Below are 16,677 nucleotides of genomic sequence, written 5' to 3' on the forward strand. Positions count from 1 at the left end.
CCGGTACGGCGCCGCCCGCGCCGGTCCCCGGGGAGCGGCGGCGGTCGCGGGCGGGAGCGGCGGTCGGGATCGGCGGCGGTCGCCGCCGGGGGCGGGCCGCCGCCCCCGGAACACGCGACCCGCCGGACAACCCTCAGCGCCCGGGTCCCGCACCGGCCTCCCCGGCTCCCCCGCGCGCCCCGGGTCCCCCGACCTCTCGGATCTCCCTGCCCTCTCCGGCCAGCCGGCCCGCCGCCTCGTGCATCGCCAGTTCCAGGAGCGCGGCGTCCGTCAGGGTCCCGGTGCCGTCCGGAGCCACCAGCCAGCGCATCCCGCCCGCGACGCGACCCGGGTACGGCACGGCCATCCACGTGCCGAGGCCCGCTCCGCGCACCCCCGTCCCGAGCCAGCGGGCGGCCGTGCCGGGCGGCACGAAGAATCCCGTGCGGGCGTCGCCGAAGTCGGCCAGGACCGGCCCCGGCCGGTCCACGAGCCGGGTCAGCACGTCGAGCGTGGGGTAGCCCAACTCCCCCGGCAGGATCAGCACGTCCCAGCGCCGGCCGGCGGGCAGCAGCGCCACCCCGAGCGGGTTGCGCTCCCATTCCCACCGGCACGCGTCGGGATCCGGCGCCACCGACGCCAGCCACTCCACCGCGGTCCTGGCCCCCGAACCGGTCATCGTCAACGGCCTCCTCACTGTGCGGACACGGTGTCCGCACACGGGAGAGCGCGGAAGGTGACGATCATTACGCGGGTTCGGGTCACGGATTCAGGGGGAACTGGATCATCTCCCGTCCCGCGGGGTGCGCCCCCGGCGCGCATCCGAGTGGACGCGCCCGTTCGGGTGGACGGCGCGGGACCGGGTCGGCGGCTCCGCCACCCGTCCGGCCAGGCGTGTTCCCATGAGCCTCCGCGTGTCCGCCACGACACCGCCCGCCTCGGCCCCTCCCCCTCCTCCGCCGTCCTCGCCACGGGAGTACCCATGCCGTTCCCGCAGTCCTCGGACCCCTCGCACGGCACGCCGGGGGGTGCCCCGGCCGCCGGGAAGAGCCCTCGCTCCGGCAAGGGCCTGCTGCGGCGGATGGGCGAGTGGTCCGCCCGTCACTTCGTGATCGTGCTGGTCGCCTGGGTCGTGGCGCTCGTCGCCCTGCTGGCGCTCAAGAACGCCTTCGGCGGCGAGTACTCCGACAACTACTCGCTGCCGGGCACCCAGTCCCAGGAGGGACTCGACGTGCTGCGCGCGCACGAGCCCGCCGCCGGCGGCTACAGCTCCCAGGTGGTGCTGTACGACGGCGCCAAGCCGCTCACCGACGTGAGCGACCAGGTCTCGTCCGCCGTGGAGTCGCTGCAGAAGCTGCCCCACGTCCTGAACGCCACGAGTCCGCTGCCCGCGCCGGGCACGCAGCCGCCGACCCCGCCGCCGGGCACCCCGAACGTCGGCCCCCTGTCGACCGACGGCAAGACCGGGTACATCACGGTCCGCTTCGACGTCCAGCCCGGCACCCTCGGCGACGGCTACCTGGCCGGCGTGGACGCCGCCGTCCAGCCGCTGCGCTCCGCCGGGGTCGAGGTCGAGTACGGCGGCTCGCTGGGCGAGCTGGCCCGGCCCGAGCCCGACGACCGGGTCAGCGAGACCATCGGCTTCGCGGTCGCGATCATCGTGCTCATCATCGGCTTCGGCAGCCTGATCGCCGCCGTGCTGCCCCTGGTCACCGCGCTGGTCGCGGCCCTCTGCGGCCTCTCCGTGCTCGGCCTCCTCGCCGCCGTGTGGACCTTCGCCACCGTCTCCCCCACGCTGGCGACGATGATCGGCATCGGCGTCGGCATCGACTACGCCCTCTTCCTGATCACCCGGCACCGGCAACTCCTGATGAACGGCATGGATCCGGTGGCCGCGGCCGGGATGGCGACCGCGACCAGCGGCCGGGCCGTCCTCGTCTCGGGCTGCACGGTCGTCATCGCCCTGTCGGGGCTGTGGGTGTCCGGACTGAGCTTCATCGGCCTGCTCGGCCTGGCCGCGACCTCCACCGTGGTCACGGCCGTCATCGGCGCGCTCACCCTCGTCCCGGCGATGCTCGGCCTGATCGGGCGCCACATCGACCGGCTCCACCTGCGCAAGCCGGTGGCCGAGGTCGAGCCCCAGGCCGAGGGGGACGAGGCCCAGGGCACCTGGCACCGCTACGCCCTGCGTGTGGAGCGCCGCCCCTGGTGGTTCCTGACCGCGGGCGTCGTCATCCTCGCCGTGCTCTCCATCCCGCTGTTCTTCATCCAGCTCGGACACATCGGCGACGGCGCGGATCCCAAGTCGTTCACGGACCGGCGGGCGTTCGACCTGATGTCCTCGGCCTTCGGGCCGGGCTCCAACGGACCGCTGACCCTGGTCATCGACCAGACCTCGGTCCCGGCGGCCGACCGGTCCGCGCTGGCGAGCCAGGCGCAGAAGGCGCTCACCGGGGTACCGAACGCCGCCCTGATCACCCCGCTCACCCCGACCTCGGACGGCGACGTCCTGATCGCCACGGCCTACTCGGTGGCCGCCCCGCAGGACGAGCTCACCACGTCGCTGACCAACCACCTGTCCGACGACGTCCTCCCGCAGGCGGTCAGCGGCACGACGGCGGCCACGTACGTCACCGGGACCACGGCCGCGCAGATCGACTTCCTCGACATCGTCTCCAGCCGCCTCCCGCTCATCATCGTCGTGGTCGTGGGCCTGGCCTTCCTGGTCATCCTGGTGGTCTTCCGGGGGCCGCTCGTCGCCCTCAAGGCCGCGCTGCTGAACCTGCTGTCCATCGCCGCCTCGTACGGCGTCGTCGTCGCCGTCTTCCAGTGGGGCTGGGGCGGGCCGGCGCTCGGGGTGTCCGGCGACGTCCCCATCGAGAGCTACGTGCCGATGATGATGTTCGCCATCGTCTTCGGTCTGAGCATGGACTACGAGATCTTCCTGCTGTCCCGCGTGCACGAGGCCTGGCTGCGCACCGGCGACGCCAAGGCGAGCGTGGCGCACGCCCTGGAGATCACGGCCCGCGTCATCACCTGCGCGGCGCTCATCATGGTCAGCGTCTTCGCCGCGTTCATCGTCAGCGACAACATCGTGATCAAGATGATGGGACTCGGCCTGGCCGCGAGCGTGCTGATCGACGCGACGATCGCGCGTCTGCTGCTGGTGCCCGCCGTGATGACCCTGCTCGGCGAGCGGGCCTGGTGGACCCCCCGCTGGCTGGACCGGATCCTGCCGCACGTGGACACCGAGGGCGAGGGCGAACTGGCCGCCGCGGGAGGCACGGGCGGGGCGGGGTCGCGGCCCGCGCCGTGACCCCGGCGGGGCACCTCGCACGCGAGGTGTCCCGCCGGTGGTGGAACCCGGGCCCGTCCGGGGCCGACACCGCCCGGACAGGATCTAGCTGTCGAAGCCCAGCCCCAGGCGGTCCATCGCCTTCAGCCACAGGTTGCGCCGGCCGCCGTTCTCGTCGGCGCGGGCCAGCGACCACTTGGTGATGCCGATGCCCGCCCAGGCGATCGGCTCGGGCGGGAACGGCAGCGGCTTGGAGCGCACCATCTCCAGGTCCGTCCGCTCCGTGCGCTCCCCCGCGAGGAGGTCGAGCATCACGTCCGCGCCGAACCGGGTGGCGCCGACGCCGAGGCCGGTGAACCCGGCCGCGTAGGCGACCTTGCCGCGGTGGGCGGTGCCGAAGAACGCCGAGAAGCGGGAGCAGGTGTCGATCGCGCCGCCCCAGGCGTGGCTGAAGCGGAGTCCCTCCAGCTGCGGGAAGCACTGGAAGAAGTGCTCGGCGAGCTTGAGGTACGTCTCGGGGCGGTGGTCCATCGCCGCGTTCATCCGCCCGCCGAAGGGGTAGATCGCGTCGTAGCCGCCCCACAGGATCCGGTCGTCGGCGGTGATGCGGAAGTAGTGGAACTGGTTGGCGCTGTCCCCGAGCCCCTGCCGGTTCTTCCAGCCGATGGAGGCGAGCTGTCCGGGGCTGAGCGGCTCGGTCGTCAGGGCGTAGTCGTAGACCGGGACGGTGTAGGGCCGGACCCGCTTGACCAGCGACGGGAAGACGTTCGTGCCCAGCGCGACCCGGCGGGCGACGATCCGGCCGTACGGGGTGCGCACGCCCATGCCGGCGCCGACGGGGACCAGTTCCAGGCCGGGCGTGTTCTCGAAGATCCGTACGCCCAGCTCCCGGCAGGCCCGCTTCAGCCCCCAGGCGAGCTTCGCCGGGTTGAGCATGGCGACTCCGCGGCGGTCCCAGAGGCCGCCGAGGAAGGTCGGGGAGTCGACCTCCGCGCGGACCGCGTCCCGGTCGAGGAGTTCGAGTCCGTCGCCCAGGCCGAGCCGGCGGGCCGTCTCGTGGACCTCGGCGAGCTCCTGGACCTGGTGCGGCTCGGTGGCGACGTCGATCTCGCCGGTGCGCTCGAAGTCGCAGTCGAGGGAGTAGCGGGCGACCGCCGCCTCGATGGCGTCGAGGTTGCGCTCGCCGAGCCCCTCCAGCGTGGCCAGCTCGTCCGGCCAGCGGGCGAGCCCGTTGCCGAACCCGTGGGTGAGGGAGGCGGCGCAGAAGCCACCGTTGCGACCCGAGGCGGCCCAGCCCACCTCGCGCCCCTCGATCAGAACGACGTCCCGCTCCGGCTCCCGCTCCTTGGCGAGAAGTGCGGTCCACAGGCCGCTGTAGCCGCCGCCGACCACGAGGAGGTCGCAGTTCTCCGTGCCGGTGAGGGCGGGGAGGGCGCCGGGCTTGCCGGGGTCTTCCAGCCAGAAGGGGACGGGCTGGGCGTCCGAGAGAGATCGTGCAGCGGTACGCATGGCGTCTGGGGCCATGGTTTCCAACTCCTTCAGGGCGTGCTCGGGGTCGTGCTCACTGTGCTGCCGCCTTGCGGCGCCGGTTCGTGACGATCTGACCGGCTACCACCACCAGTACGGCAATGATGAACATCGCCGTGCCGATGACGTTGATCTGGACGGGCGTGCCGCGCTGTGCCGAACCCCAGACGAACATGGGGAACGTGACGGTGGAGCCCGCGTTGAAGTTGGTGATGATGAAGTCGTCGAACGAGAGCGCGAAGGCGAGCAGCGCGCCGGCCGCGATGCCGGGGGCGGCGATCGGCAGCGTCACCCGGACGAAGGTCTGCACCGGGCCGGCGTAGAGGTCGCGGGCGGCCTCCTCCAGGCGCGGGTCCATCGACATCACGCGGGCCTTGACGGCGGTGACGACGAAGGACAGGCAGAACATGATGTGGGCGATCAGGACCGTCCAGAAGCCCAGCTCGGCGCCCATGTTGAGGAAGAGCGTGAGCAGCGAGGCGGCCATGACGACCTCGGGCATCGCCATCGGCAGGAAGATCAGCGAGTTGATCGCGCCGCGCGCCCGGAACCGGTAGCGGACCAGCGCGAAGGCGATCATCGTGCCGAGGACGGTGGCGCCCAGCGTCGCCCAGGCGGCCAGCTGGAGCGACAGGGAGAGCGAGCCGCACATGTCGGCGACGCCGCACGGGTCCTTCCAGGCGTCCAGCGAGAACTTCTGCCAGGCGTAGTTGAAGCGCCCGTTCGGCTTGTTGAACGAGAACACCATCACGACGATGTTCGGCAGGATCAGGTACGCGAGCGTCAGCAGGCCCGCGATGACGACCAGGTGCTGTCGTATCCAGCGCATCAGACGAGATCCTCCGTTCCGGCGCGGCGGATGTAGACGGTGACCATGACCAGCACGATCGCCATGAGGATGAAGGACAGCGCGGCCGCCGTCGGGTAGTCGAGCACCCGGAGGAACTGCGACTGGATGACGTTGCCGACCATCTTGGTGTCGGTGGAGCCCAGCAGTTCGGCGTTGACGTAGTCGCCGCTGGCCGGGATGAAGGTGAGCAGGGTGCCCGAGACGACGCCCGGCATGGAGAGCGGGAACGTCACCTTCCGGAAAGTCGTCGCGGGTGAGGCGTACAGGTCCTGCGCGGCCTCGTGGAGCCGGCCGTCGATCCGCTCCAGCGAGGTGTAGAGCGGAAGGATCATGAACGGCAGGAAGTTGTAGGTCAGACCGCAGACGACCGCCATCGGGGTGGCCAGGACCCGGTCGCCCTCGGTCCAGCCGAGCCAGCTGGTCACGTCCAGGAGGTGCAGGGCGTTCAGCGCGTCGACCACGATGCTGTCGTCCGCGAGGATCGTCTTCCACGCCAGGGTCCGGATGAGGAAGCTGGTGAAGAACGGCGCGATCACCAGGACCAGCAGCAGGTTCCGCCAGCGGCCGGCCTTGAACGCGATCAGATAGGCCAGCGGGTACCCGAGGAGCAGGCAGAGCAGCGTGGCCGTGCCGGCGTAGAGCAGGGAGCGGACGAACTGCGGCCAGTACTCCTGGAAGGCGTCCCAGTAGGTCTGGAAGTGCCAGGTGACCTCGAAGCCCTTCTCCAGGGAGCCGGTCTGCACGGAGGTCGACGCCTGGTAGACCATCGGCAGCGCGAAGAAGACGAGCAGCCAGATGATGCCGGGCAGCAGCAGCCAGTACGGGACGAGCCGCTTGCGGGTGGAGGGCTTGCGCGTCACCGGTTCCTCGACCGGCGCCGCTTCCTCCTTCGTCAGGGTGGAGGTGCTCATCCGGCGTCCTCCACCGTCTCCACGCCCGCGTCGATGTCCTGAGAGGCGTCCAGGCCGAAGGTGTGCGCCGGGTTCCAGTGCAGGACGACCTCGGCCCCGGGGACGAGGCGGGCGTCCCGCTCGATGTTCTGCTCGTAGACCTGCAGCTCCGCGCCCGCCGGGCTGTTCACCACGTACTGCGTGGAGACGCCGATGAAGGAGGAGTCGGCGATCCGGCCGGTGACCCTGTTGCGGCCGTCGGGTATCGACCCCGCGTCGTCGGCGTGGGCGAGCGAGATCTTCTCGGGGCGGACGCCGACGAGGACCTTGCCGCCGGTGCGGACCGTCGCCGAACAGCGCTCGGCGGGCAGTCGGAGCTTGCCGCCGCCGGCCGTGACGACGAGGTCCGCGCCGCCGCTCTCGGCGACCTCGGCCTCGATCAGGTTGGAGGTGCCGAGGAAGTTCGCGACGAACGTGGTCCGCGGGTTCTCGTACAGGTCCGCGGGGGCGCCGAGCTGCTCGACCCGGCCGCCGTTCATCACCGCGACCTGGTCGGCCATCGTCATGGCCTCCTCCTGGTCGTGGGTGACGTGGATGAAGGTGATGCCGACCTCGGTCTGGATCCGCTTGAGCTCCAGCTGCATCTGGCGGCGCAGCTTGAGGTCGAGGGCGCCGAGCGGCTCGTCGAGGAGCAGCACCTGCGGGTGGTTGATGAGCGCGCGGGCCACGGCGACGCGCTGCTGCTGGCCACCGGAGAGCTGGTGCGGCTTGTGCCGGGCCTTGTCGCCGAGCTGGACGAGGTCGAGCATGTCGGCGACCTGCTTCTTCACCGACTTGATGCCGCGCCGGCGCAGACCGAAGGCGACGTTCTCCTGGATGTCCAGGTGCGGGAAGAGCGCGTAGGACTGGAAGACGGTGTTGACCGGCCGCTTGTACGGCGGCAGGTCGGTGACGTCCTTGTCGCCGAGGAAGACCGTGCCGGTGGTGGGGTCCTCCAGCCCGGCGATCATCCGCAGGGTGGTGGTCTTGCCGCAGCCGGAGGCGCCGAGGAGGGCGAAGAACGAGCCCTGCGGAACGGTCAGGTCGAGCGGCCGGACGGCGTGGAAGGAGCCGTAGGTCTTGCTGATCCCGGTGAGACGGACATCGCCGCCGGTGTTCGTGTCAGTCATGGGTTGCGGTCCCAGGTCGTGGTGAGGAGTGGACGGCGTACATGGCCTGCGGGCGCGTGCGCCGGACTCGGCGCACGCGCTCAGGCGCCGATGAGCTTGGCGAACTTCTCTTCGTACGCCGTCTCCTCCGCGCTGGTGAGCGAGCGGAAGGCGTGCGACTTCGCGGCCATGGCCTTGTCGGGGAGGATCAGCGTGTTGGCGGCGAGCTCCGGGTCGATCTTGGCGAGCTCGTCCTTCACCCCGTCGACCGGGCAGACGTAGTTGATGTAGGCGGCCAGCTGGGCGGCGACCGGAAGCTCGTAGTAGTAGTCGATGAGCTTCTCGGCGTTGGTCTTGTGCCGCGACTGGGCGGGGACCAGCAGGTTGTCGCTGGAGGTGATGTAGCCGGCCGACGGGATGGAGAACTTGATGTCCGGGTTGTCGGCCTGGAGCTGGATGATGTCGCCGGCCCAGGCGAGACAGGCGGCGATGTCGCCCTTGTCCAGGTCGGAGGTGTAGTCGTTGCCGGTGAAGCGGCGGATCTGCTTCTTGTCGACGCCCTTCTGGAGCCGCCCGATCGCCGCGTCGTAGTCGGCGTCGGTGAACGCGCCCGGGTCCTTGCCCATGTCGAGCAGGGTCATGCCGACCGAGTCGCGCATCTCGGTGAGGAAGCCGACCCGGCCCTTGAGGGCGGGGTCGTCGAGCAGCTGGGTGACGGAGTCGACCTTCTTCCCGCCGGTCGCCTTGGAGTTGTACGCGATGACCGTGGAGATACCGGTCCACGGGTACGAGTACGAGCGGCCCGGGTCCCAGTCGGGGCGCCGGAACTGCGCGGACAGGTTCGCGTAGGCGTTGGGCAGGTTGGCCGGGTCCAGTTTCTGCGCCCAGCCGAGCCGGATGATCCGGGCGGCGAGCCAGTCCGTGACGCATATCAGGTCACGGCCGGTGTCCTGGCCCGCCGCGAGCTGCGGCTTGATCTTGCCGAAGAACTCGACGTTGTCGTTGATGTCCTCGGTGTACTTGACCTTGATCCCGGTGCGCTTGGCGAAGGCCTCCAGGGTGGGGCGGGACTTCTCGTCCTCGCTGACGTCCATGTACTCGGTCCAGTTGGAGAAGGCGACCTGCCTCTCCTTGGCCGAGAAGTCCGTGGAGGCGGGCCCCTTGTCCTCCCGCTTCGCCGGCGGGATCCCGCAGGCGCTCAGACCGGCCAGTGAGCCGATGGTGAGCGCACCGACACCGCCGGCGCGCAGCATCGAACGGCGGCTGAGGGCGCCCCGGCCGCTGGTGAGGCTGCGCCGCATCGCGGCCAGCTGCGCCGCGGACAGGCTGTCGGGCTCGTACTGCTCCATGCGCTGTGCCCTTTCGGGATGGTGTTCGCCGCTGGTCGGGCGACAGGCTGCTATCGGTCCCCGAAGATCGTGCGGTGCCAGTCCTTCGCGGCGACCGCTGTGTTGTCGTACATCACGTGCTTGACCTGCGTGTACTCCTCGAAGGAGTACGACGACATGTCCTTTCCGAACCCGGAGGCCTTGTAGCCGCCGTGCGGCATCTCGCTGATGATCGGGATGTGGTCGTTGATCCACACGCAGCCCGCCCTGAGCTCGCGGGTGGCGCGGTTCGCCCGGAAGACGTCGCGGCTCCATGCGGAGGCGGCGAGGCCGTACGGGGTGTCGTTGGCGAGCCGGATGCCCTCGTCGTCGCCGTCGAAGGGCAGGGCCACCAGGACCGGACCGAAGATCTCCGACTGCACGACCTCGCTGTCCTGCGCGGCGCCGGTGATCAAGGTCGGACGATAGTACGCGCCGGCCTTGAGGTCACCGCCCGGCGCTTCGCCGCCGGTGACGACGGTGGCGTAGCCGCGGGCGCGGTCGACGAACGCGGCGACGCGGTCGCGGTGCACGTGGCTGACGAGCGGCCCGAGGTCGGTGGCGGGGTCGAAGGGGTCGCCGAGACGGACGGTCTCCATCAGTTCGGCGACGCGCGCGACGAAGGCGTCGAAGAGCGGACGCTGGACGTAGGCGCGGGTGGCGGCGGTGCAGTCCTGGCCGCTGTTGATGAGCGAGGCGGCGACGGCGCCGTGGGCGGCGGCCTCCAGGTCGGCGTCGTCGAAGACCACGAAGGGGGCCTTGCCGCCGAGTTCGAGGTGGAGGCGCTTGACGGTGGCCGTGGCGATCTCGGCGACGCGCCGGCCGACGGGGGTGGAGCCGGTGAACGAGGTCATGGCCACGTCGGGGTGGCCGACGAGGTGCTCGCCGGTGGTGCGGCCGGCGCCGGTGACGATGTTGACGACGCCGTCGGGGATCCCGGCCTCGGTGGCCGCCTGGGCGAACATCAGCGAGGTCAGGGGGGTGAGCTCGGCCGGCTTGAGGACGATCGTGTTGCCGGCGGCGATGGCCGGCAGGACCTTCCAGGCGGCCATCTGGAGCGGGTAGTTCCACGGGGCGATGGAGCCGACGACGCCGATCGCCTCGCGGCGTACGTACGAGGTGTGGTCGCCGCTGTACTCGCCGGCCGACTGGCCCTGGAGGTGGCGGGCCGCCCCCGCGAAGAAGGCGGTGTTGTCGACGGTGCCCGGGACGTCGAACTCGGTGGTGAGCTTGACGGGCTTGCCGCACTGGAGCGACTCGGCGCGGGCGAGGTCGTCGGCCTGCTCGGCCAGGACGCCGGCGAAGCGGTGCAGGGCGTCCGAGCGCTCGCCCGGGGTCGCCCCGGACCAGCCCGGGAAGGCGTCCCGCGCGGCGGCCACGGCGGCGTCCACGTCCGCGGTGGACGCGAGTTCGTAGGTGAACACGCGCTCGCCCGTCGCCGGGTCGACGACGCTGTGCTCCTGACCTGAGGTTCCGGGCCGCAGACGCCCGCCGATGTACTGCGCGCCGTCCGCGAAGCGGTCCGTTGCCTGGAAGCGGTTGCCCATGACGCTCTCCGTTGTTCCAGATCGAATTGAGTGCCGATCCTGACAGAGGGACAACCGTCCAACAAGTGATTCCGTTGTTGCCTTTTGGTTACGCGACGGAATCGGTCGACCAAGTGTCGAGGGGTCGGTCATTTCAGCGTACGGAGTGTCCGTGGCGGCTGTCAGACTCGCGTGCATGGGGAATCTGGAACAGCTGACGGAGCAGGTCAGCAGGGGTGAACGTGTGAAGTGGCTGCTCTTCTGGGGGCACCGGCCGATGCCGGACGGCCGGCTCTCGGCGAGCTGCCTGAGCCAGTGGTGGCCGTCACCCTTCGAGGTCGACGGCGTGCGCTACGCGACGGCGGAGCACTGGATGATGGCGTCGAAGGCACGGCTCTTCGGGGACCCGGAGGCCGAGCGGGCCGCGCTGGACGCCGCGACGCCCGCGCAGGCGAAGAACGCCGGGCGGCTGGTGCGCGGCTTCGACGACGCGGTGTGGGAGCGGGAGCGCTTCGGGATCGTGGTGGAGGGCAGCGTCCACAAGTTCTCGTCGGACGAGGCGCTGCGCGGATACCTCCTCGGCACGGGCGGCCGGGTCCTGGTGGAGGCCAGCCCGCTGGACCGCATCTGGGGCATCGGCCTGGCCGCGGACGACGCCCGGGCCAAGGACCCGGCGCGCTGGCGCGGCCTGAACCTGCTGGGCTTCGCCCTGATGGAGGCCCGGGAGCGCCTGCGCACGGGGGTGTGACCGGGGCGTGGAGAAGCGGCCGGGGCGAGGGTCCGCCGCACATGCCGAGGGCGCGTGATCGGCGATCACGCGCCCTTCGCTCCGGACTGGCCCTAGCGGCGCGTCTCCACGACCAGGTGCGTCGCGAACGGGTCGTCCTCGTCGTCGAAGGACGAGGAGTCCTGGGCGATCGCCCAGATGATGAAGCCCAGGAACACCGCGCTCACGAGCGTGCCGATCGCGCCGAGCACGATGCCCGCGATCGCCATGCCCCGGTTCGTCGCCTCGCCCCGGCCCGCCTTCTTGAGGCCGATGACGCCGAAGATCAGCGCCAGGATGCCGAGGATCGCCCCCAGGCCGTACAGGCAGAAGCCGGCGGTCGCGATGATGCCGAGCACCATCGAGGCCGTGCCCATGCCGTTCGACGGCTGCTGCTGCCAGCCGGGCTGCCCGTAGCCCCCGCCGCCGCCGTAGGACGGGTAGCCGGGGTACCCGTAGCCCGACGTCGCCGGGGTGACCGGCGGGGTCGGCGCGGTGGGGTAGCCGTAGCCGCCCGGAGCGACCGGAGGCGGCGGCACCTCGCCGGTCGGCATCGACGTCATCGTCGGCTGGTCGTGCACGTGCGGCACCGGCGGTGTCGCCGGCGAGGGCGACGGCTTGCTCAATTCCACGCCGTCGCGGTTCGGCGGAGCCCACGGGTCCGCCGGGTCGTACCCGCCCTGCGGCTGGTCGCTGTTGTCAGACATGGGCCTCCCCCATCGTGGTCACGTCATGCTACGACCTCCCCCCGACAGGCGAACGGCCCGGCCTACGATGTCCCGATGACCGATCTCCACCCCTTCATCGCGGGGCTTCCCAAAGCAGAGCTGCACGTCCACCACGTCGGCTCCGCCTCTCCCCGGATCGTCGCGGAACTGGCCGCCCGACACCCGGACTCCAAGGTCCCCACGGACCCCGAGGCCCTCGTCGACTACTTCGTGTTCACCGACTTCGCCCACTTCATCGACGTCTACCTGTCCGTCGTGGACCTGATCCGCACCCCGGAGGACGTCCGGCTGCTGACCTACGAGGTCGCCCGTGACATGGCCCGCCAGAACATCCGGTACGCCGAGCTGACGATCACCCCGTACAGCTCGACCCGCCGGGGCATCGACGAGCGCGCCTTCATGGACGCCATCGAGGACGCCCGCCGGGCCGCCGAGGCCGAGCTGGGCGTCGTGCTGCGCTGGTGCTTCGACATCCCCGGCGAGGCCGGACTGGAGGCCGCCGAAGAGACCGCCCGCCTCGCCGTCGACCTGCACCCCGAGGGCCTCGTCGCCTTCGGGCTCGGCGGCCCGGAGATCGGCGTCCCGCGCCCGCAGTTCAAGCCGTACTTCGACCGGGCGATCGCGGCCGGCCTCCACTCCGTCCCGCACGCCGGCGAGACGACCGGCCCCGAGACCATCTGGGACGCGCTGAACGAGCTCGGCGCCGAGCGCATCGGCCACGGCACCAGCGCCGTGCAGGACCCCGAGCTGCTGAAGTACCTTGCCGAGCACCGGATCCCGCTGGAGGTCTGCCCGACCTCGAACATCGCCACCCGGGCGGTCCTGGACCTGGACGAGCACCCGGTCAAGGAGATGGTGAAGGCCGGCGTCCTGGTGACGATCAACAGCGACGACCCGCCGATGTTCGGTTCGGACCTGAACAACGAGTACGCGGTCGCCGCCCGTCTGCTGGAGCTCGACGAGCGGGGCCTGGCGGCCCTCGCCAAGAACGCGGTCGAGGCCTCCTTCCTCGACCCGGCCGGCAAGGCCCGGCTGGCCGCGGAGATCGACGACTACACCGAGAAGTGGCTGTCCCGCTGACCCTCCGCCCACCGGTCCCCCGGGAGGGCGCCGGCCGCCGCGCGCACCCCGTCGGGTCCGGACGCCCGGCCGTGGATGCCGCGACAATGGCCGCATGGACCACGTCACTGTCGTAGGCCACCGCGGCGACCCGTACCGCGTGCGGGAGAACACCGTCCCCTCGATCGTCTCGGCGATCGAGGGGGGCGCGGACACCGTCGAGATCGATGTCCGGCTCACCGAGGACGGCGTGCCCGTCCTGCTGCACGACGACGGGCTGAAACGGCTGTGGGGCCACGACGTCGCGCTGGCCGATCTCACCCTGGAACAGGTCCGCGACATGACCTATGACGAGATCCCCACGCTGCGCGAGGCGCTGATCGCGGCCGGCTCGCGCCGGCTGATGATCGATCTGCCGGGCGGCGACGAGGGCTCCGTCCGCACCGTCGTCGGCATCGTCCGGGAGTGCGGCGCCTCCGAGCGGGTCCTCTACTGCGCGGGCGGCGTCGCCATGCTCCACGTGCGGGCCGCGGACCCGTCCGCCGAGATCGCGCTGACGTGGACGTCGCTGGCCCCGCCGCGGACCGCGCTGCTCGAGGCGGTCCGGCCGCGCTGGCTCAACTACCGTTTCGGGCTTCTGAGTCGGGCCTTGGTGGACAAGGTGCACAGGGACGGCTACCTGGTCTCGGCCTGGACGGCGGACACCCGGCACTCCATGCGTAAGCTGATCGCGCACGGCGTGGACTCCATCACCACCAACCGGGTGGACGCCCTCGTCGCCGAACTGCGAAGGGGTGCTCCGAGGTGACCGGGACCGACAGGATCCGTACCGACGTCGCGCACAACGCCCGCGTGTGGAACTACTGGCTGGGCGGCAAGGACAACTACCCGGTGGACCGGGCCGTCGGCGACCAGGTCACCGGCTTCTACCCGAGCATCGGCGAAGTCGCCCGCGCGGACCGGGCGTTCCTCGGCAGGGTGGTGACCCACCTGGCCGGCGAGGCGGGCGTCCGCCAGTTCCTGGACATCGGCACGGGCCTGCCGACGGCCGACAACACCCACGAGGTCGCCCAGCGCGTCGCGCCGGACTCCCGCGTCGTCTACGTCGACAACGACCCGATCGTCCTGACGCACGCCCGGGCCCTGCTGACCAGCGCCCCGGAGGGCGTCACCGAGTACGTCGACGCGGACGCGCGGCAGCCGGAACGGATCCTGGAGGCGGCGGCGCGGACCCTGGACCTGTCGCGGCCGGTCGCGGTGATGATGCTCGGCATCCTCAACTTCGTGCTGGACACGGACGAGGTCCGCGGCATCGTGCGGACCCTGATGGACGCGGTGCCCTCCGGCAGCCACCTCGTCCTGACCCACCCCACCCTGGAGCCCGGCCTGGGCGGCGAGGGCAACGCCGAGGCGATGGCGTTCTGGAACGAGAACGCCACCCCGCCGATCACCGCCCGCACCCGCGCCGAGTTCGCCTCCCTGCTGGAGGGGCTCGACGTGCTGGAGCCGGGCATCGTCTCGTGCGCGAGCTGGCGGTTCGCCCCGGCGAGCGAGGTGGCGCAGTTCGGCGCGGTGGGCCGCAAGCCGTAATGGACCTGCGGGGGGAGGTACGGGACCGGTGGGAGCGGGCCCGGATGGTGGGGGCGGCCAACCCGTGGGCGGTCGACATCGGGCTGGCGCTGCTGGTGCAGGCGGCGATGACGCTGCCGTTCGTGGTGCCCCGGCCGGCCGAGCTGGAGCCGGCGACCTGGCCGGCGTACGGCATGACGACGCTCATGGTGGTCCCGCTGGTCTGGCGGCGCCGCGCGCCGCTGACCGTGCTGCTCGCGATCCTGGCCGCCGGCAGCGTGTACCAGCTGGCCCTGGAGGGCCCGGGGCAGCCGCTGCCCTACACGGGCCTGGTCATCGTCTACACGATCGCGATGCTCGCCCCGCCGTGGCAGCGGCTCGTGACCGCGCTGCTGATGCTCGTCGCCGTCCCGTGCTCCGTCTGGCTCAACACCCGGTCGGCCCGGGAACTGACCTTCTCCCTCTTCGTCTTCGCCGCGGCCTACGTCTTCGGCCGGCTGACCGTCACCCGGCAGCGGGCGGACCGGGTCGAGGCCGAGCAGGCCGCGGCGCGCGAACGGGCCAGGATCGCACGGGAGATGCACGACATCCTGTCGCACGCGGTGAGCCTGATGATCGTGCAGGCCGAGGCCGGGCCGGTGGCGGTACGGACGGCTCCGGACCGGGCGGAGGCCGCGTTCGACGCGATCTCCGAGACCGGCCGGGACGCGATGGCGCAGCTGCGCCGGATGCTGGGGGTCCTGCGGGAGGGCGACGGTCCGGGTGATTCCCCGCGTGCTCCGCAGCCGGACATCGCGGCGCTCCACGAGCTGGTGGAGCGGGTGCGGGCCAGCGGGCTCGACGTCGGGTACGAGACGTCCGGCGGCGTGCGGACGCTGTCCGCGGCGACCGGGGCGACCGTCTACCGGATCGTGCAGGAGGCGCTGACGAACGTGGTCCGCCACGCGCACGCGCGCAGCGCCTCGGTCCGGCTGAGGTACGCGGAGGGTGTCCTGGGGATCGTGGTGTCGGACGACGGGCGCGGGGCCCAGCCGGGATCGGCCGGGCACGGTCTCGTGGGCATACGGGAGCGCGCGGCGGCCCACGGCGGCACGGCGGTCACCGGTCCGGGTCCGGGCGGCCGGGGCTTCGAGGTGCGGGTGGAGATCCCCGTAACCTCTGGTGCGGAGGTGGGGAGTTGACGATCCGTGTGGTGGTGGCGGACGACCAGGAACTGGTCCGCAGCGGCTTCGCGATGATCCTGGACGTCCAGCCGGACATCGAGGTCGTCGCCGAGGCGGGCGACGGCGCGGAGGCGGTCGAGGCGGTGCTCCGGCTCGCACCGGACGTGGCGCTGCTCGACATCCGGATGCCGCGGACCGACGGCATCGAGGCCTGCCGGGCGATCAGCGAGCGGAGCGACTGCCGGACGGTGATGCTGACGACCTTCGACTCCGACGAGTACGTGTACGAGGCGCTGCACGCGGGCGCCAGCGGCTTCCTGCTGAAGGACGTGCGCCGGGACGACCTGGTGCACGCGGTGCGGGTCGTGGCGCGGGGCGACTCGCTGCTCGCGCCGTCGGTGGCGCGGCGGCTGGTGGAGCAGTACACCCGCCCCTCGGTCCGGCCGCGCCGGACCCATCCGGCCCTGGACGCGCTGACCGGGCGTGAGCGCGAGACGCTGCTGCTGCTCGCGCGCGGTCTGTCGAACGCCGAGATCGCCGCGGAGCTGGTGGTCAGCGACCACACGGTCAAGACGCACGTCGGGAACGTGCTCGCCAAGCTGGGGCTGCGCGACCGGATCCAGGCGGTGATCTGCGCGTACGAGACCGGACTGGTCGCGGCCGGCACGGCCGCTCCCCCGGCCGGGGGAGGCGGGGCGCGCGCGGACTCCCCCGCGTCGGGGAGGAACTGACCCGGGGAAGACCGCCGGTGCGGGCGATCCGCGCGACGGCGCAGGTCAGCAGGATGGAGCCATCGAGAACAACGGCTCG

At 71.6% G+C, this 16,677-nt stretch carries 15 protein-coding genes; 7 read left to right on the forward strand and 8 right to left on the reverse strand.

The genetic code is table 11. The features are described 5' to 3' along the window. Positions 1-133: 133 nt before the first annotated feature. Positions 134-658, reverse strand: coding sequence for a hypothetical protein (locus ACGFZF_RS19605; protein WP_393555720.1), 525 nt, complete (start codon positions 656-658; stop codon positions 134-136). 303 nt (positions 659-961) lie between these two features. Between ACGFZF_RS19605 and ACGFZF_RS19610 the strand changes: the two genes are divergently transcribed. Beyond that, on the forward strand, positions 962-3,295 hold the full coding sequence (locus ACGFZF_RS19610; protein WP_393555722.1) for an MMPL family transporter: 2,334 nt from the start codon (positions 962-964) through the stop codon (positions 3,293-3,295). An 84-nt stretch (positions 3,296-3,379) separates the two neighbouring features. Here the strand turns inward: ACGFZF_RS19610 and ACGFZF_RS19615 are convergent, their stop codons facing one another. From ACGFZF_RS19615 to ACGFZF_RS19640, 6 genes are all read right to left on the reverse strand, one after another. Then, positions 3,380-4,798, reverse strand: coding sequence for an NAD(P)/FAD-dependent oxidoreductase (locus tag ACGFZF_RS19615; protein ID WP_393555724.1), 1,419 nt, complete (start codon positions 4,796-4,798; stop codon positions 3,380-3,382). A 37-nt stretch (positions 4,799-4,835) separates the two neighbouring features. Next, entirely contained in the window at positions 4,836-5,630 is a 795-nt protein-coding gene (locus tag ACGFZF_RS19620; protein ID WP_356604420.1) for an ABC transporter permease, read from the reverse strand. Continuing rightward, the gene (locus tag ACGFZF_RS19625) at positions 5,630-6,562 is read right to left on the reverse strand and encodes an ABC transporter permease (RefSeq protein WP_393555727.1); all 933 of its coding nucleotides are present in this window, start codon (positions 6,560-6,562) and stop codon (positions 5,630-5,632) included. Before ACGFZF_RS19625 ends, ACGFZF_RS19620 begins: the two co-directional genes overlap by 1 nt. After that, the gene (locus ACGFZF_RS19630; protein WP_393555729.1) at positions 6,559-7,710 is read right to left on the reverse strand and encodes an ABC transporter ATP-binding protein; all 1,152 of its coding nucleotides are present in this window, start codon (positions 7,708-7,710) and stop codon (positions 6,559-6,561) included. The genes ACGFZF_RS19625 and ACGFZF_RS19630 overlap by 4 nt, the downstream gene beginning before the upstream one ends. An 80-nt stretch (positions 7,711-7,790) precedes the next feature. Further along, the gene (locus ACGFZF_RS19635; RefSeq protein WP_393555731.1) at positions 7,791-9,038 is read right to left on the reverse strand and encodes a PotD/PotF family extracellular solute-binding protein; all 1,248 of its coding nucleotides are present in this window, start codon (positions 9,036-9,038) and stop codon (positions 7,791-7,793) included. A gap of 50 nt (positions 9,039-9,088) precedes the next feature. Next, positions 9,089-10,603 carry a gamma-aminobutyraldehyde dehydrogenase gene (locus tag ACGFZF_RS19640; RefSeq protein WP_356604428.1) on the reverse strand — a complete coding sequence of 505 codons (1,515 nt, stop codon included), beginning with the start codon at positions 10,601-10,603 and terminating at the stop codon, positions 9,089-9,091. 175 nt (positions 10,604-10,778) lie between these two features. Between ACGFZF_RS19640 and ACGFZF_RS19645 the strand changes: the two genes are divergently transcribed. Continuing rightward, entirely contained in the window at positions 10,779-11,330 is a 552-nt protein-coding gene (locus ACGFZF_RS19645) for an NADAR family protein (protein WP_393555733.1), read from the forward strand. A 92-nt stretch (positions 11,331-11,422) separates the two neighbouring features. On the opposite strand, the gene ACGFZF_RS19650 is transcribed toward ACGFZF_RS19645, so the two are convergent. Continuing rightward, positions 11,423-12,055: a DUF4190 domain-containing protein gene (locus ACGFZF_RS19650; RefSeq protein ID WP_356779398.1), complete on the reverse strand. Its 633-nt coding sequence runs from the start codon at positions 12,053-12,055 to the stop codon at positions 11,423-11,425. 75 nt (positions 12,056-12,130) lie between these two features. Between ACGFZF_RS19650 and ACGFZF_RS19655 the strand changes: the two genes are divergently transcribed. The 5 genes from ACGFZF_RS19655 to ACGFZF_RS19675 all read left to right on the forward strand — a co-directional run bounded on the left by ACGFZF_RS19655 (position 12,131) and on the right by ACGFZF_RS19675 (position 16,598). Further along, complete coding sequence (locus ACGFZF_RS19655; RefSeq protein WP_147979931.1) at positions 12,131-13,156, forward strand: adenosine deaminase; 1,026 nt, start codon at positions 12,131-12,133, stop codon at positions 13,154-13,156. 94 nt (positions 13,157-13,250) lie between these two features. After that, entirely contained in the window at positions 13,251-13,943 is a 693-nt protein-coding gene (locus ACGFZF_RS19660) for a glycerophosphodiester phosphodiesterase (RefSeq protein WP_393555736.1), read from the forward strand. Beyond that, a complete protein-coding gene (locus ACGFZF_RS19665; protein WP_393555738.1) occupies positions 13,940-14,725 on the forward strand; it encodes an SAM-dependent methyltransferase in 786 nt (261 codons plus the stop codon). The genes ACGFZF_RS19660 and ACGFZF_RS19665 overlap by 4 nt, the downstream gene beginning before the upstream one ends. Next, entirely contained in the window at positions 14,725-15,885 is a 1,161-nt protein-coding gene (locus ACGFZF_RS19670) for a sensor histidine kinase (RefSeq protein ID WP_393555740.1), read from the forward strand. The genes ACGFZF_RS19665 and ACGFZF_RS19670 overlap by 1 nt, the downstream gene beginning before the upstream one ends. Next, positions 15,882-16,598: a response regulator gene (locus ACGFZF_RS19675; protein WP_393555742.1), complete on the forward strand. Its 717-nt coding sequence runs from the start codon at positions 15,882-15,884 to the stop codon at positions 16,596-16,598. The genes ACGFZF_RS19670 and ACGFZF_RS19675 overlap by 4 nt, the downstream gene beginning before the upstream one ends. The last annotated feature ends 79 nt before the right edge of the window (positions 16,599-16,677 follow it).

Origin of the sequence: Streptomyces sp. NPDC048338 (assembly GCF_043201055.1) — a bacterium.
Classification (GTDB): domain Bacteria; phylum Actinomycetota; class Actinomycetes; order Streptomycetales; family Streptomycetaceae; genus Streptomyces.

Excerpts from the sequence above, each read along its gene's own strand:
- ACGFZF_RS19605 (WP_393555720.1), bottom strand. The coding sequence starts at position 658 with ATGACCGGTTCGGGGGCCAGGACCGCGGTGGAGTGGCTGGCGTCGGTG.
- ACGFZF_RS19660 (WP_393555736.1), top strand. The coding sequence starts at position 13,251 with ATGGACCACGTCACTGTCGTAGGCCACCGCGGCGACCCGTACCGCGTG.
- ACGFZF_RS19635 (WP_393555731.1), bottom strand. The coding sequence starts at position 9,038 with ATGGAGCAGTACGAGCCCGACAGCCTGTCCGCGGCGCAGCTGGCCGCG.
- ACGFZF_RS19625 (WP_393555727.1), bottom strand. The coding sequence starts at position 6,562 with ATGAGCACCTCCACCCTGACGAAGGAGGAAGCGGCGCCGGTCGAGGAA.
- ACGFZF_RS19620 (WP_356604420.1), bottom strand. The coding sequence starts at position 5,630 with ATGCGCTGGATACGACAGCACCTGGTCGTCATCGCGGGCCTGCTGACG.
- ACGFZF_RS19610 (WP_393555722.1), top strand. The coding sequence starts at position 962 with ATGCCGTTCCCGCAGTCCTCGGACCCCTCGCACGGCACGCCGGGGGGT.
- ACGFZF_RS19615 (WP_393555724.1), bottom strand. The coding sequence starts at position 4,798 with ATGGCCCCAGACGCCATGCGTACCGCTGCACGATCTCTCTCGGACGCC.
- ACGFZF_RS19655 (WP_147979931.1), top strand. The coding sequence starts at position 12,131 with ATGACCGATCTCCACCCCTTCATCGCGGGGCTTCCCAAAGCAGAGCTG.
- ACGFZF_RS19640 (WP_356604428.1), bottom strand. The coding sequence starts at position 10,603 with ATGGGCAACCGCTTCCAGGCAACGGACCGCTTCGCGGACGGCGCGCAG.
- ACGFZF_RS19645 (WP_393555733.1), top strand. The coding sequence starts at position 10,779 with ATGGGGAATCTGGAACAGCTGACGGAGCAGGTCAGCAGGGGTGAACGT.
- ACGFZF_RS19670 (WP_393555740.1), top strand. The coding sequence starts at position 14,725 with ATGGACCTGCGGGGGGAGGTACGGGACCGGTGGGAGCGGGCCCGGATG.
- ACGFZF_RS19650 (WP_356779398.1), bottom strand. The coding sequence starts at position 12,055 with ATGTCTGACAACAGCGACCAGCCGCAGGGCGGGTACGACCCGGCGGAC.
- ACGFZF_RS19630 (WP_393555729.1), bottom strand. The coding sequence starts at position 7,710 with ATGACTGACACGAACACCGGCGGCGATGTCCGTCTCACCGGGATCAGC.